The organism is Micromonospora sp. NPDC005087, assembly GCF_042872965.1.
Taxonomy (GTDB): Bacteria; Actinomycetota; Actinomycetes; order Mycobacteriales; family Micromonosporaceae; genus Micromonospora.
Genome location: NZ_JBIALB010000003.1, coordinates 89,562 through 102,396, shown reverse-complemented (window position 1 = coordinate 102,396; position 12,835 = coordinate 89,562). Strand labels below are relative to the sequence as shown.

The 12,835-nt window shown below is 71.3% G+C and carries 15 protein-coding genes; 10 read left to right on the top strand and 5 right to left on the bottom strand.

Going from position 1 to position 12,835, the window contains the following annotated elements; genetic code table 11:
- Positions 1 to 421 precede the first annotated feature (421 nt).
- Positions 422 to 1,081: a C39 family peptidase gene (locus tag ACFYPS_RS08700; protein ID WP_354965557.1), complete on the top strand. Its 660-nt coding sequence runs from the start codon at positions 422 to 424 to the stop codon at positions 1,079 to 1,081.
- A gap of 66 nt (positions 1,082 to 1,147) precedes the next feature.
- Here the strand turns inward: ACFYPS_RS08700 and dusB are convergent, their stop codons facing one another.
- Complete coding sequence (gene dusB / locus ACFYPS_RS08695; protein ID WP_354965558.1) at positions 1,148 to 2,320, bottom strand: tRNA dihydrouridine synthase DusB; 1,173 nt, start codon at positions 2,318 to 2,320, stop codon at positions 1,148 to 1,150.
- Between the two features lie 177 nt (positions 2,321 to 2,497).
- Between dusB and ACFYPS_RS08690 the strand changes: the two genes are divergently transcribed.
- The gene (locus ACFYPS_RS08690) at positions 2,498 to 3,472 is read left to right on the top strand and encodes a type IV toxin-antitoxin system AbiEi family antitoxin domain-containing protein (RefSeq protein WP_354965559.1); all 975 of its coding nucleotides are present in this window, start codon (positions 2,498 to 2,500) and stop codon (positions 3,470 to 3,472) included.
- A 94-nt stretch (positions 3,473 to 3,566) separates the two neighbouring features.
- Here ACFYPS_RS08690 and ACFYPS_RS08685 read toward each other — a convergent pair whose 3' ends face one another.
- The 3 genes from ACFYPS_RS08685 to ACFYPS_RS08675 form a co-directional block, all read right to left on the bottom strand.
- Complete coding sequence (locus ACFYPS_RS08685) at positions 3,567 to 4,946, bottom strand: glycine--tRNA ligase (protein WP_354965560.1); 1,380 nt, start codon at positions 4,944 to 4,946, stop codon at positions 3,567 to 3,569.
- Between the two features lie 115 nt (positions 4,947 to 5,061).
- Positions 5,062 to 5,541: a hypothetical protein gene (locus tag ACFYPS_RS08680; RefSeq protein ID WP_354965561.1), complete on the bottom strand. Its 480-nt coding sequence runs from the start codon at positions 5,539 to 5,541 to the stop codon at positions 5,062 to 5,064.
- A gap of 24 nt (positions 5,542 to 5,565) precedes the next feature.
- Positions 5,566 to 5,907 (bottom strand): antibiotic biosynthesis monooxygenase, encoded by a 342-nt coding sequence (locus ACFYPS_RS08675; RefSeq protein WP_074313566.1) that lies wholly within the window; start codon positions 5,905 to 5,907, stop codon positions 5,566 to 5,568.
- Between the two features lie 27 nt (positions 5,908 to 5,934).
- On the opposite strand from ACFYPS_RS08675, the gene ACFYPS_RS08670 reads away from it, so the two are divergent.
- The 8 genes from ACFYPS_RS08670 to ACFYPS_RS08635 all read left to right on the top strand — a co-directional run bounded on the left by ACFYPS_RS08670 (position 5,935) and on the right by ACFYPS_RS08635 (position 10,675).
- Positions 5,935 to 6,192 (top strand): hypothetical protein, encoded by a 258-nt coding sequence (locus ACFYPS_RS08670; RefSeq protein WP_354965562.1) that lies wholly within the window; start codon positions 5,935 to 5,937, stop codon positions 6,190 to 6,192.
- 54 nt (positions 6,193 to 6,246) lie between these two features.
- Positions 6,247 to 7,200, top strand: a complete 954-nt coding sequence (locus ACFYPS_RS08665; RefSeq protein WP_354965563.1) for a metal ABC transporter substrate-binding protein — start codon at positions 6,247 to 6,249, stop codon at positions 7,198 to 7,200.
- Positions 7,197 to 7,958 carry a metal ABC transporter ATP-binding protein gene (locus ACFYPS_RS08660; RefSeq protein ID WP_354965564.1) on the top strand — a complete coding sequence of 254 codons (762 nt, stop codon included), beginning with the start codon at positions 7,197 to 7,199 and terminating at the stop codon, positions 7,956 to 7,958. Before ACFYPS_RS08665 ends, ACFYPS_RS08660 begins: the two co-directional genes overlap by 4 nt.
- A gap of 2 nt (positions 7,959 to 7,960) precedes the next feature.
- Positions 7,961 to 8,827, top strand: coding sequence for a metal ABC transporter permease (locus ACFYPS_RS08655; RefSeq protein WP_354965565.1), 867 nt, complete (start codon positions 7,961 to 7,963; stop codon positions 8,825 to 8,827).
- Positions 8,828 to 8,870: 43 nt separating this feature from the next.
- Positions 8,871 to 9,167 (top strand): metalloregulator ArsR/SmtB family transcription factor, encoded by a 297-nt coding sequence (locus tag ACFYPS_RS08650; protein ID WP_089019464.1) that lies wholly within the window; start codon positions 8,871 to 8,873, stop codon positions 9,165 to 9,167.
- Positions 9,167 to 9,565, top strand: coding sequence for a Fur family transcriptional regulator (locus ACFYPS_RS08645; protein WP_354965566.1), 399 nt, complete (start codon positions 9,167 to 9,169; stop codon positions 9,563 to 9,565). The genes ACFYPS_RS08650 and ACFYPS_RS08645 overlap by 1 nt, the downstream gene beginning before the upstream one ends.
- Positions 9,566 to 9,879: 314 nt before the next feature.
- The gene (locus tag ACFYPS_RS08640) at positions 9,880 to 10,497 is read left to right on the top strand and encodes a hypothetical protein (RefSeq protein WP_354965567.1); all 618 of its coding nucleotides are present in this window, start codon (positions 9,880 to 9,882) and stop codon (positions 10,495 to 10,497) included.
- Positions 10,498 to 10,507: 10 nt separating this feature from the next.
- Positions 10,508 to 10,675, top strand: coding sequence for a hypothetical protein (locus ACFYPS_RS08635; protein ID WP_167517539.1), 168 nt, complete (start codon positions 10,508 to 10,510; stop codon positions 10,673 to 10,675).
- Between the two features lie 34 nt (positions 10,676 to 10,709).
- On the opposite strand, the gene ACFYPS_RS08630 is transcribed toward ACFYPS_RS08635, so the two are convergent.
- Positions 10,710 to 12,716, bottom strand: a complete 2,007-nt coding sequence (locus ACFYPS_RS08630; RefSeq protein WP_387323680.1) for an acyl-CoA dehydrogenase family protein — start codon at positions 12,714 to 12,716, stop codon at positions 10,710 to 10,712.
- Positions 12,717 to 12,835: the final 119 nt, after the last annotated feature.

The window sequence follows — 12,835 nt, the reverse complement described above, 5'->3', positions numbered from 1 at the left end:
GCCACAGGGGAGCAACCAGCCGAAGATTTGCCCGATCATCTTCCCGATCTGCGCACCAGTTCTGCGGCACACAGTACATAGAGGTACTGACCCGATTACCACGAGGAGATGAGCGAAGATTGCCCTTGTCCGGTTCCGGCGGCATTTGGGGGGGACATGCCAAAGCCCGGTAATATGACAGGAACGACTGATGTCCGGTTTATGGGGCCCGCACTCCCGCATTGTCGATAACCGACGGGACATCCTGTTTCGGGTTGACCGCCGCCTCTGCATCGGCGGAATGGCTCGCCGGCCCAGACGGTTACATCCCCAGGACACCGGAGCAGGCCACACGGCCGCCCGGCAGATCACTCCGGACCTTCCCGATCCCGTGTGACGCAGGACTGTGTCGCGCGTACCCCGAGCAGAGGAGCACGCCATCATGCGTACCGATCTGATTCGTAAGGCCGCTCTGACCGCTGCCGGCCTCGCCTGCACCGGTGGCGCCATCGTCGGACCCGTCACCGCTGCATACGCCGCGTCGGACGCCAAGCCCGCCACCACCCAGACGCAGGGCGACCGCAAGAGCCCCAGCGAACGCGAGCTGAACGTCCGCTACGCGGCGCAGCCCAACTTCTTCGACTGCGGGCCCGCCGCAACCCGTAACGCCCTGTCCGTACTGGGCAAGGAGATCAGCGTCGACGACATGGCCAAGAAGATGGGCACCACCGAGGCCGGCACCGGCTCCATCTTCGACATCACCCCGGTGCTCAACCAGGAGACCGGCAAGAACGCGTACCACAGCGTCGAGATGCGCGACGACCAGGCGAGCGACGCCCAGGTCAAGACGCTGCGCGCCGACGTCGTCCGCACCGTGGACGCGGGCCGGGCCGTGGTCGCCAACATCTACGGCACCACCACGGACACCGACGGCAACACCCATTCGTACGACAACGGCCACTACATCAGCGTCGTGGGCTACCGCGACAACGGCGACACGGCCACCATCGCCGACTCGGCCAACCCCAACGACCCCGCCTACGACGTGAGCATCGCCAACCTGGCGAACTGGATCGCCAGCCGCGGCTACGCCACCTCCTGATCCCCTGCGCGTGAGCGAGAGGCCGGCCCCCATCGGGGGCCGGCCTCTCGTCGTCGTCGGAGGCGGTCAGCCGCCGGAGTCGTCCAGCTCCGCGTCCTCGGGGACGACGTCGTCGTCCCGGCTCGCGAGCCAACCGTCGGGCAGGAAGACCTTGCCCGGGGAGTTCGTCCGGCCGCGCGGCTGGCCGAGGGCGGCCACCGGGAACGGCTCCGCCGGGTCGAGCTTGCCGAGCAGGTCGTCGAGCTGGGCCAGGCTCTCGATCATCGCCAGCGAGCGGCGCAGCTCGCCGCCGACCGGAAAGCCCTTGAGGTACCAGGCGACGTGCTTGCGGAAGTCGGTGCACCCGTCCCGCTCACCGCGGGCCGGGTTGCGCGCCCCCGCGACGAACTGGTCGACCAGCAGCTCGGCGTGCCGGCGCATGGTCACCGCCACCTCGCCGAGGGTGGGCAGCCGCCGCTCCGGCCGACCGTGGAAGGCGGCCTCCAGGTCGGCGAAGAGCCACGGTCGGCCCAGGCAGCCGCGCCCGATCACCACGCCGTCGACGCCGGTGTGCGCGACCATCCGCAGCGCGTCGTCGGCCTCCCAGATGTCGCCGTTGCCGAGCACCGGCACGTCCAGGGCCTGCTTGAGCGTGGCGATCGCGTCCCAGTCGGCCGTGCCCGAGTAACGCTGCCCGGCCGTGCGTCCGTGCAGGGCCACCGCGGCGACACCGGCCTCCTGGGCCGCGAGCCCGGCTTCGACGTACGTCAGATGGTCGTCGTCGATGCCCTTGCGCATCTTGACCGTGACCGGCACCCCGGCCGGCGACGCGGCGTCCACCGCGGCCTTCACCAGCCGGGCGAAGAGCCGGCGTCGCCACGGCAACGCCGCGCCGCCACCCCGGCGGGTCACCTTGGGCACCGGGCAGCCGAAGTTCAGGTCGATGTGATCGGCCAGGTTGCGCTCCACGACGATCCGCACCGCGGCGGCGGTGATCTCCGGATCGGTGCCGTAGAGCTGGAGGCTGCGCGGCTGCTCGTCGTCACCGAACGCGATCATGCGCAGCGTCTTCGGATTCCGCTCGACCAGTGCCCGCGTGGTGATCATCTCGCAGACGTAGATGCCGCCGCCCTGCTCCCGGCACAGCCGCCGGAACCCGACGTTGGTGATCCCGGCCATCGGCGCGAGCACAACCGGCGGCCACACCTGATACCGCCCGAGCGTCAACGGGCGCAGCACAGGCACGGTCGAAACATTCACCGGACAAGTGTAAGGAAGGGCCCCTGCTTAACGCCTGGTGCATAGGAAGGGCCCCCTATTAACACGACGCATATCACACCAAGCAATGATCAACGGGGTTGTCCACAGCAGGCGGGTTGTCCACAGCTCGTACGGCTGGGACGGGAACAGCCCGGCTCCGGCAGCCAGGCTGCGGTCATGCGTGAACATCCACCCGAGCTGGCGGCGGTGGTCGAGCGGCAGCAGCAGATCGCCACCCGAGCTCAGTTGCTCGCCGCCGGCTACGACGACATGTACCTGTACCGTCAGGCCCGGCGCGGGCAGTGGCAACGCGTCCTGCCGGCGACGTACGCCCTGGTGACGGGCGTACTGACCGATGAACAACGGCGGATCTCCGCAGCGCTCTACGCCGGGCCGCGGGCGCAGCTCACCAGCTTCGCGGCGCTCGCCTGGTACGGGTTCCGCCAGATTCCGCGCAACACCGACGTACACCTGGTGGTGCCGCACCACACGCGGCGCCGGTCGGCGGGTTACGCCCTTGTTCGGCGAGCCCTGGCACTCGATGATCGGCCCCGGTCGACCGCGCTCTACCCGGTTTGCTCGCCGGCGCGGGCGGTGGTGGACGCGGCCCGTGACCTACGGCAGCTTCGCCCAGTGCGGGCCATCGTCGCCGAGTCCGTCCAGCGCGGCTTCACCGATCTCGGCAGGCTGGACGAGGAGATCCGCCGGGCGCGGCGCAGTCGCACAGCGCTGATCAGGATGGCGTACGCGGAGGTCGTGGCCGGCACCCGGTCGGCTCCAGAGGCGGAGATGCGTGAGTGCCTGGCAGGCAGCGCAGTTCTGCCAGAAATACGATGGAATCCACGCCTTCGTACGCTCGACGGGGCGGCGCTGCCGACGCCGGACGGGTACCTGACCGACTCGGCGGTGGCGCTGGAGGTCGATTCGCAGGAGTACCACTTCAGTCCAAGCGACTGGGCGCGGACGTTGGAACGGCACAACGAGCTGAGTCGGCACGGTGTCCTGGTACTGCACGTTACGCCAGCACAACTCCGGCGCCATCCGGACCACATCCGACGAACTGTCGAGGACGCGTACGAGTCCCGGCAGGGCGTCGGCGCCACGCTCCGGGTCCGGGTCGACTCAGCCGGCCCGGAGCACGCAGGCACCTGATCGGGTACGCGCACACTCCACTCCCGGAGTGTGCGCGGTTAAGAAGGGGCCCCTCCTATACCTGAGGCGTTAAGAAGGGGCCCTTCCTTGCACCTCAGCAGCCGGGGAGACGCTCGATCAGGTAGCGCTCGACCTGGTCCAGGGAGACCCGCTCCTGGGCCATCGTGTCCCGGTTACGAACCGTCACGGCGTTGTCGTCCAGGGTGTCGAAGTCCACCGTCACGCAGAACGGGGTGCCGATCTCGTCCTGCCGGCGGTAACGGCGGCCGATCGCCTGCGAGTCGTCGAACTCCACCACCCAGCGCTTGCGCAGCAGCGCCGCGAGGTCCTTCGCCTTCGGCGACAGCGCCTCGTTGCGGGACAGCGGCAGCACCGCCACCTTGACCGGGGCCAGCCGCGGGTCGAACCGCATCACGGTGCGCTTGTCCACGCCGCCCTTGGTGTTCGGCGCCTCGTCCTCGTCGTACGCCTCCAGCAGGAAGGCGAGCACGGCGCGGGTCAGACCGGCGGCGGGCTCGATGACGTACGGCATCCAGCGCTCGCCCTTGGTCTGGTCGAAGTAGGACAGGTCGACGCCGGAGTGCTTGCTGTGCGTGGAGAGGTCGAAGTCGGTGCGGTTGGCGATGCCCTCCAGCTCGGCGAACTCGGTGCCGCCGAACTGGAAGCGGTATTCGATGTCCACGGTCCGCTTCGAGTAGTGCGAGAGCTTCTCCTTGGGGTGCTCGAAGAGCCGCAGGTTGTCCGCCGACAGGCCGAGGTCGAGATACCAGTTCCAGCGCTCCTGGAGCCAGTACTCGTGCCACTGCTCGTCGGTGCCCGGCTCGACGAAGAACTCCATCTCCATCTGCTCGAACTCGCGGGTCCGGAAGATGAAGTTGCCCGGGGTGATCTCGTTGCGGAACGACTTGCCGGTCTGCGCGATGCCGAACGGCGGCTTCTTGCGGGCGACCGTCTCGACGTTCTTGTAGTTGACGAAGATGCCCTGCGCGGTCTCCGGGCGCAGGTAGTGCAGCCCTTCGTCGCTCTCCACCGGGCCCAAGTAGGTCTTCATCAGGCCGTTGAACATCTTCGGCTCGGTGAAGGTGCCCTTGTTGCCGCAGTTGGGGCAGTTGAGCTCGGCGAGCGAGGTCAGCGGCTTGCCGTGCTTCTCGGCGTACGCCTCCTCGAGGTGGTCGGCCCGGAACCGCTTGTGGCAGAACTGGCACTCGGTGAGCGGGTCGACGAACTCGGCGATGTGACCGGACGCCTCCCACACCCTGCGGGCCAGGATCACCGCGGAGTCGAGGCCGACCACGTCGTCGCGCTGCTGGACCATGGTCTTCCACCACTGCCGGCGGACATTCTCCTTGAGCTCCACGCCGAGCGGGCCGTAGTCCCACGCCGATCGGGTGCCTCCATAGATCTCGCTGGAGGGGAAGACGAAGCCTCGGCGCTTGGCGAGACTGACGACGGCGTCGATACGGTCGGCTGGCATGTTTCCTCCTACGCCGGCTGGCGGTCGGCGGGGGCGAGATGTGGATGGAGCGGGTCAGTTCGGGACAACGGTACGACCACTGTCGCCCCGAGCCCAGCAGAATACCGGGGGCGGCTCAGCTCACCCCGCAGACCTCCATGCCACCGGTCTGGCCGTCCTGACCCAGGCTGACCTGTTGCTGCTCCCGGTCGCCGCCGTCGAGCGTCACGTCGACGGGCACGGTCAGGCTGGTGGTGTCCACCTCACCCACCCGGAACGCGGCGACCTGTGGCTCGGCGGCCGCGCGCCGCTCGAACTCGGGGCGGGACTCGCGCCGCTGCGCGTCGTCGCAGAGCTGGTCGTAGGCCCGTCCGTAGTTCCGCTCGACCAGTGCCTGGTAGTAGTCGCCGGTCACCGTGCGGCCCTGTTCCCGGATCGCCTGCACGCCGGTGACGGCCAGGCCGACCACGGCTGCTCCGCCTCCGCCACAGCAGAGCAGCACGGCGAGCGCGCCGACGCCGAGGCCGATCCAGAGCCGGGTCCGGCGGCCCTCGGTGGGGGGCGCGGCGAACGGCGGCGCCACCCCGGGACCGGGCGGCGGGGCGGGTGCGGTCATAGGAGCAGGGTAGTGCCCGACGGCTCAGCGGTAAGGACCAGCAGCCCGATCACTCTCGGCGACCACCACGGCCCCGCCGGGCGCCGCGGTGGCCAGCGCCTCGTACGCGGACGGCTCGTCGACCGACTCGGCGAGCAGCGGCACCGCGCTCACCTTGACCTCGAAGGCGCCCAGCGCCCGCCGGTACGTGCCGACCGACTCCCACTCGGTGACCAAGGACCAGTGGCGGGGGTCGTCCAGCGCCCGGACCAGTTGACCGCGCAGGTAGCCGGGGCGGGCGGCCAGCGCGGTGAGGGCGGCGTGCGCCCGTTCGGTGAAGTCGTCGGCGACATCGACGTCGACCACGAACCGGTTGGTCACCAGCACCGGGTTCCTCCTCGTAGAGTCTGTGGGATGCAGCGTACGCAGCGCCCCCTGCTGGCTCGGTTGGCCGGGGCGAACCCGACGTCGGTGTTCCTGCTCACCCTGGTGGTGGTGCTGGTCGCGTTCTTCACGCCCGGGGTGATCGGCGGGCTGCTGACGCTGGCGCTGGCCGCGGGCCTGATCGCCCTGTTGGCCACCACCTGGCCGGTTCAGGCCCCGCAGACCCGGCTGATCCGGCTGCTGATGCTGACCCTGCTGGTGACGGTGGGCCTGGTGAAGCTGCTCTGACATGCACTCATGCGTTTTTGACAATCATTATCGTTACGACGGACAGTTGGTGACATGACCAACCGCACCTCGTCTCGTGTCCTGGCCGCCGCGACCGCCCTGCTCGCCCTGGGCGCCGGCGCCGGCTGCTCCGTCGGCGGCGCCGCCGGCGCCGACCCCCAGCGGGTCGACGTGGTCGCCGCGTTCTACCCACTCCAGTTCCTCGCGGAGCGGATCGGCGGCGACGCGGTCCGGGTGACCAACCTCGCCAAGCCGGGCGCAGAGCCGCACGACTTGGAGCTCACACCGAGCCAGGTCGGCCAGGTCAGCGAGGCCGAGCTGATCGTCTACCTGAAGGGCTTCCAGCCGGCGGTGGACGACGCCGTCGCGCAGAACGGTGACGACCGGACGTTCGACGTCACCAGCGTGCAGCCGCTGCTGGACGCGAGCGCCGGCGGGCACAACCACGCTGGCGAGGGCGCGGATGAGCACGCCGAGGAGGAGCACGGCGGCAAGGACCCGCACGTCTGGCTCGACCCGACCCGACTGGCCGCCATCGGCGACCAGTTCGCCCAGCGGCTCGGCAAGGCCGACCCGGATCACGCCGCCGACTACACCGCCCGCTCCGCGGCGCTGCGCTCCGACCTGACGACTCTGGACGGCGAGTTCACCGAGGGCCTGCGGACCTGCCAGCGGCGGGAGATCGTGACCAGCCACGCCGCGTTCGGTTACCTGGCCGACCGGTACCGGCTCCAGCAGGTCGGCATCACCGGGCTGAGCCCGGACGTCGAGCCCTCGCCGCAGCGGCTCGCGCAGGTGATCGAGGAGGCGAAGGAGCACCAGGCCACCACGATCTTCTTCGAGACACTGGTCAGCCCGAAGGTCGCCGAGACCATCGCCGGTCAGGTCGGCGCGCGGACCGCGGTGCTGGACCCGATCGAGGGGCTCGCCGCCGGCAGCGGCGCGGACTACCTTTCGGTCATGCGTACCAACCTGCAGACCCTGCGGACGGCGTTGAGCTGCTCGTGAACGCACCCGTCATCACCGTCGAGCACGGGGCGGTCGGCTACGACGGCCGCCCGGTGCTCCGGGACGTCTCGCTCACCGTGACCGCCGGGGAGGTGGTCGCGGTGCTCGGCGCCAACGGCTCCGGCAAGTCCACGCTGATCCGGGCCGTGCTCGGGCTGGTGCCGCTCGGCGGCGGCTCGATCACCCTCTTCGACCGGCCGTTGCGCCAGTTCCGCCAGTGGCAGCGCATCGGGTACGTCCCGCAGCGCCTGGGCGCCGGCGGCGGCGTGCCGGCCACCGTCCGTGAGGTGGTGGCCTCCGGCCGGCTGGCCCGCCGGGGGGTTCTCCGCCCACCGGGCAGGGCCGACCGGGCCGCCGTCGACGCCGCACTGCGCGCGGTCGGGCTCGCCGACCGTGCCGCGGACCCGGTGTCCACCCTCTCCGGCGGCCAGCAGCAGCGCACGCTGATCGCCCGCGCGCTGGCCGGCCAACCGGAGCTGCTGATCCTCGACGAGCCCACCGCCGGCGTGGACGCGGCCAGCCAGGAGGCGTTCGCCGGGGCGCTGCGCGACTTCGTCGCCGGCGGCGGGACGGTGCTGCTGGTGGCCCACGAGCTGGGCCCGCTGCGACCGGTGATCAGCCGGGCGGTCGTCGTTCACCAGGGCGGCATCTGTCACGACGGTGCGGTGCCGGACCCGGCCGGCCATCACGCGGAGCCCGACCACGACCATGTGCACCCGCACGGTCCCGACGAGCCCGCCGGGCTGTGGAGCAACTGAGCATGGAACTCTTCCAGTACCCCTACATGCAGCGCGCCCTGATCGGCGCGCTGGTGATCGGCCTGGCCGCGCCGGCGCTCGGCATCTACCTGGTGCAGCGCCGGTTGGCGTTGATCGGCGACGGCGTCGGGCACGTGGCGTTGACCGGCGTTGGCGCCGGCCTGCTGCTCAACCGCTCGCCGGTGCTGGTGGCGGTGATCGTGGCCACCATCGGGGCGATCGCCATCGAGCTGGTCCGCGCCCGCGGGCGTACCTCCGGCGACCTGGCCCTGGCGCTGCTCTTCTACGGCGGCATCGCCGGTGGCGTACTGCTGGTCGGGCTCTCCGACGCGACCAGCACCAACCTCAACGCCTACCTGTTCGGGTCGCTGACCACCATCCAGGCCAGTGACCTGATCACCATCGCGGTTCTCGGCGCGGCGATCCTCGTCACCATGATCGCGCTGCGGCCGGCGCTCTTCGCGGTCTGCCACGACGAGGAGTACGCCCGGGTGTCCGGCCTGCCGGTGCGTACGCTCAACCTGCTCATCGCGGTGACCACCGCGATCACCGTGACCATCGCGATGCGGGCCGTCGGGGTGCTGCTGATCAGCGCGCTGATGGTGGTGCCGGTGGCCACCGCCCAACAGGTCACCCGGGGGTTCCGCAGCACGATGACCGCCGCGATGGCGCTCGGCTTCTTCGCCGCCGGCTCCGGCGTGTGGGTGGCGGCCACGGCGGACACGCCGCCGGGCGCCTCGGTGGTGCTGCTGGCGATCGCCTCGTTCCTGGTGGTGGCCGTGGCGGGTGGGGTCTGGCGGGCGTTGCGCCGCCGGGCCGCGCCGGCCGCCGCGCCGGCGCCGGAACCGCACGAGGTTGTGCTGGGGTGAACCTGATCAGCGGGATGTCGCCGATATTGGTTACCGTTGCAGGGTGACCAGCGCGACGGGCTACGAGGGGTTCGATGGGGCCAGCGAGTTGCTTCGCGCCCTGTCGGCGCCCATCCGGCTGGCCATCGTCAGTGAGCTCGCCGACGGCGAGCGGTGCGTGCACGAGCTGGTGGAGAAGCTCGGGGCCGCGCAACCGCTGGTCTCCCAGCACCTGCGGGTGCTGCGCGGCGCGGGCGTGGTGCGGGGTTCCCGCCGTGGGCGGGAGATCGCCTACAGCCTGGTCGACGAGCACGTCGCGCACATCGTGGCGGACGCGGTCAGCCACGCCGGGGAGGGATGATGAGCGAGAGTGGCGCCGCGGTGCGCAACACCCGGCAGCGCTCGGCGGTGAGCGCGCTGCTCGCCGAGATGGAAGGCTTTCACAGCGCCCAGGACCTGCACGCGATGCTGCGGCAGCGCGGCGAGCGGGTCGGCCTGACCACGGTCTACCGCACACTGCAGGGGCTGGCCGACGCGGGCGAGATCGACGTGATGCGCCCGCCGGGCGGCGAGCACCTCTACCGCCGGTGCAGCGAGGGGCACCACCACCACCTGGTGTGCCGAGCCTGCGGGAACACGGTCGAGGTGGCCGGCCCGGCAGTGGAGAGCTGGGCTGACCGGGTCGCCGCCCAGCACGGCTACGCCGACGTCAGCCACACCCTGGAGATCTTCGGCACCTGCCCGGCCTGCGCCCACTGACCAACGCCCCGGCCACCCTCCGCACGCCCTCCCGGGCCCGGCCACCCTCCGCACGCCCTCCCGGCCCGGGGCACCCTCCGCGCGCCCTTTGCTCTGCTTCTACCCACGCAACAGCGGCCGGCCGAAAGTGTTGCGCCAGTTGAAGCAGAGCAAAGGCGCTGGGTAATGCCGCCCGCGCCGGCGGCGGACGACGCTTCGACGGGTGAACCAGCCGCATCCACGGATCACCAGCACCGGCTTCGAGGTGGGGTCCGTGGACGTGGTGGGCGGGACGACGAGTGTCGTGCCGGGCTGTTCGTGGCACGCTGTCCGGCGTGAAGATCTACGCCGATCGCTTTCCCACCGCCGCCCGCCAGTTGCTCACCGATCTGCTCGTCGTCGCCTGGGTGTACGTCGCGATCCGCGGCGCGCTCTGGCTGCACGACCTGGTGCAGAAGCTCGCCGTACCCGGGCAGAAGCTGGAGGGCGCCGGCACCGGGCTCGCCGACAACCTGGGCGACGCCGGCAGCAAGGTCGGCCGGGTGCCGCTGGTCGGCGACGAGCTGACCGCGCCCTTCCAGCGGGCCGCCGATGCCGCCCGGTCGCTCGCCGACGCCGGCCGTGACCAGCAGCACCTGGTCGACCAGCTCGCCCTCGCCCTCGCCATCGCAGTGCTGATCTTCCCGCTCGGGCTGGTGCTGTTCGGGTGGCTGCCCCTGCGGGTCCGCTGGATGCGCCGGGCCTCCTCGGCCACGAAGCTGGCCGCGGGGCCGGCCGGCCGGGACCTGCTCGCCCTGCGCGCGCTGGCCACCCAGCCACTGGGCCGGCTGACCCGGATCGCGCCCGACGTGGCCGAGGCGTGGCGGCGCGGTGACGACGACACCGTCGACGCCCTGGCCGCGCTGGAGTTGCGGCAGCTCGGCCTGCGCGCCAGGAGCCGAGCGGCCCGCTAAGGTCGTCGGCGTGTTCTACTTCCTGGTCGTCATCGCCGTCCTGCTGCTCGGCTACGCCGCGGTCCTGGTCTCCTTCGTCCGACGGGGCAGGAAGATCCCGCCCGCGGCGTACCTGGGTCTGGCGGTGCTCAACGGCCTGATCCTGGCGGCGGTGCTGGCCTGGGCGGTCGCCCGCTGACCGCCCGGCACGGCGACGCGCCGGGCGGCACCGGTCACGGCTTCGGCGGGATACGGCGGCGGACGTCGTCGGCGGCGGACGGACCGGGTGCCCAGCGGGCCACCCAGGGCAGCTCGTCGGACGGGGTGATGACGCCCTCCTCCAAGGCCGCGTAGCGGCCGTCGAGGATGCGCTTCGCGGCGGCGGTGTCGACCGAGTCGGTGTTGTCCCACAGGGCGGCGAACAGCGCGTCCACCCGGACCCGGGCCTGCCGGCAGAACAGGTCGGCCAGCTCGACGTTCTCCGGCCGGCTGTCCCTCTCGGCGGACGCCCGGACGCAGACCGCGGACATCGCGAACAGCTCCGCGCCGATGTCCACCACCCGGCCGAGGAACGCCTGCTTGCGCTCCATCTTTCCCTGCCAGCGGGACATCGCGTAGAACGTCGACCGGGCCAGCTTGCGCGACGAGCGCTCCACCTGACGCAGGTGCGCGGCCAGCGGCCCGAACTCGGCGTACGCCGACGGGCTCTGCCCGCGGCCGACGGCCAGGGTGGGCAGCCACCTCGCGTAGAAGGCCCCGGCCCGGGCCCCGGCACGGGCCTTGCGGCCCCACCCCGCGTCCGGGTCGATGATGTCGCCGGCCACCGACAGGTGTGCGTCGACCGCCTCCCGGGCGATCAGCAGATGCATGATCTCAGTGGAGCCCTCGAAGATCCGGTTGATCCGCAGGTCGCGCAGCATCTGCTCGACCGCGGCCGGTCGTTCGCCGCGGGCGGCCAGCGAGTCGGCCGTCTCGTACCCCCGGCCGCCCCGGATCTGGATCAGCTCGTCGGCGATCTTCCAGGCCATCTCGCTGGCGTACAGCTTGACGAGCGCGGCCTCGATCCGGATGTCGTTGCGGTCGTCGTCGGCGAGCAGGCAGCAGAGGTCGAGCATGGTCTCCATGGCGTACGTGGTGGCGGCGATGAAGGCGAGCTTCTGGGCGACCGCCTCGTGCTCGCCGACCGGTCGGCCCCACTGGACCCGGTCGGCGGACCACTCCCGGGCCACGTTCAGCGCCCACTTGCCTGCGCCCACGCACATCGCCGGCAGTGACAGCCGGCCGGTGTTCAGCGTGGTCAGGGCGATCTTCAACCCCTTGCCCTCGCCGCCGATCACGTTCTCGGCGGGCACGAACACGTCGTGGAACCGGGTGAGGCTGTTTTCCAGGCCGCGCAGGCCGATGAACTCGTTGCGCCGCTCCACGGTGATGCCCGCGCTGTCGCCGTCCACCACGAACGCGGTGATCCCGCCGCGCCGCCCCTCGGTGGCCGGCACCCGGGCCATCACCACCAGCAGGGTGGCGACGATGCCGTTGGTGGCCCAGAGCTTCACGCCGTTGAGCCGGTAGCCGGTGCCGTCCTCGGTCGGCTCGGCGGTGGTGGCCAGGCGGGCCGGGTCGGAGCCGACGTCCGGTTCGGTGAGCAGGAACGCGGACACCTCGCCGGCGGCGAGCCGGGGCAGGAAGCGCTGCTTCTGCTCGGCGGTGCCGAACATCTTCAGCGGCTGCGGCACCCCGATCGACTGGTGCGCCGAGAGCAGCGCGCCGATCGCCGGGCCGACCGAGCCGGCCAGCATCAGCGCTCGGCAGTAGTGCAGGTTGCTCAGCCCGAGACCGCCGTACCCGCGGTCGATCTTCATGCCGAACGCGCCGAGGTCGGCCAGCCCGTGGAACACCGCGTCCGGAATGGACGCGTCGCGCTCGATGGCCGCGCCGTCCACTTCAGAGGCAAGGAAGGCGCGGAACCGGCCGAGGAACTCGTCGGCGCGGGCCACGTCGTCCGGGTCGGACCGCGGCCACGGGTCGATCAGGTCGAGCCGGAACCGGCCGAGGAACAGCTCCTTACCGAAGCTGGGCCGGTCCCACGCGGACTCGCGAGCCGCCTCGGCGACCTGCCGGGCCTCCTTCTCGGAGACCTGCCCCGCCTCCTTCGGCAACGGCGCTGCGGCGCCGGCGGTGTTCGGAGCGGTGCCGGGATCGGGGCCGTCCGCTGCCGGTCGGCCGTTCTGCGTCGTGGTCACGGCTGCCCCCTCGAACCTCGGTGCGGCTGCGTCGACGTGCGCGACTACCGTCACGCTACCCCCGGGTGTTACTCAGGGGTAGCGGTCCGTGAAGATCGAGTTCGATACCTGGCCCCGGC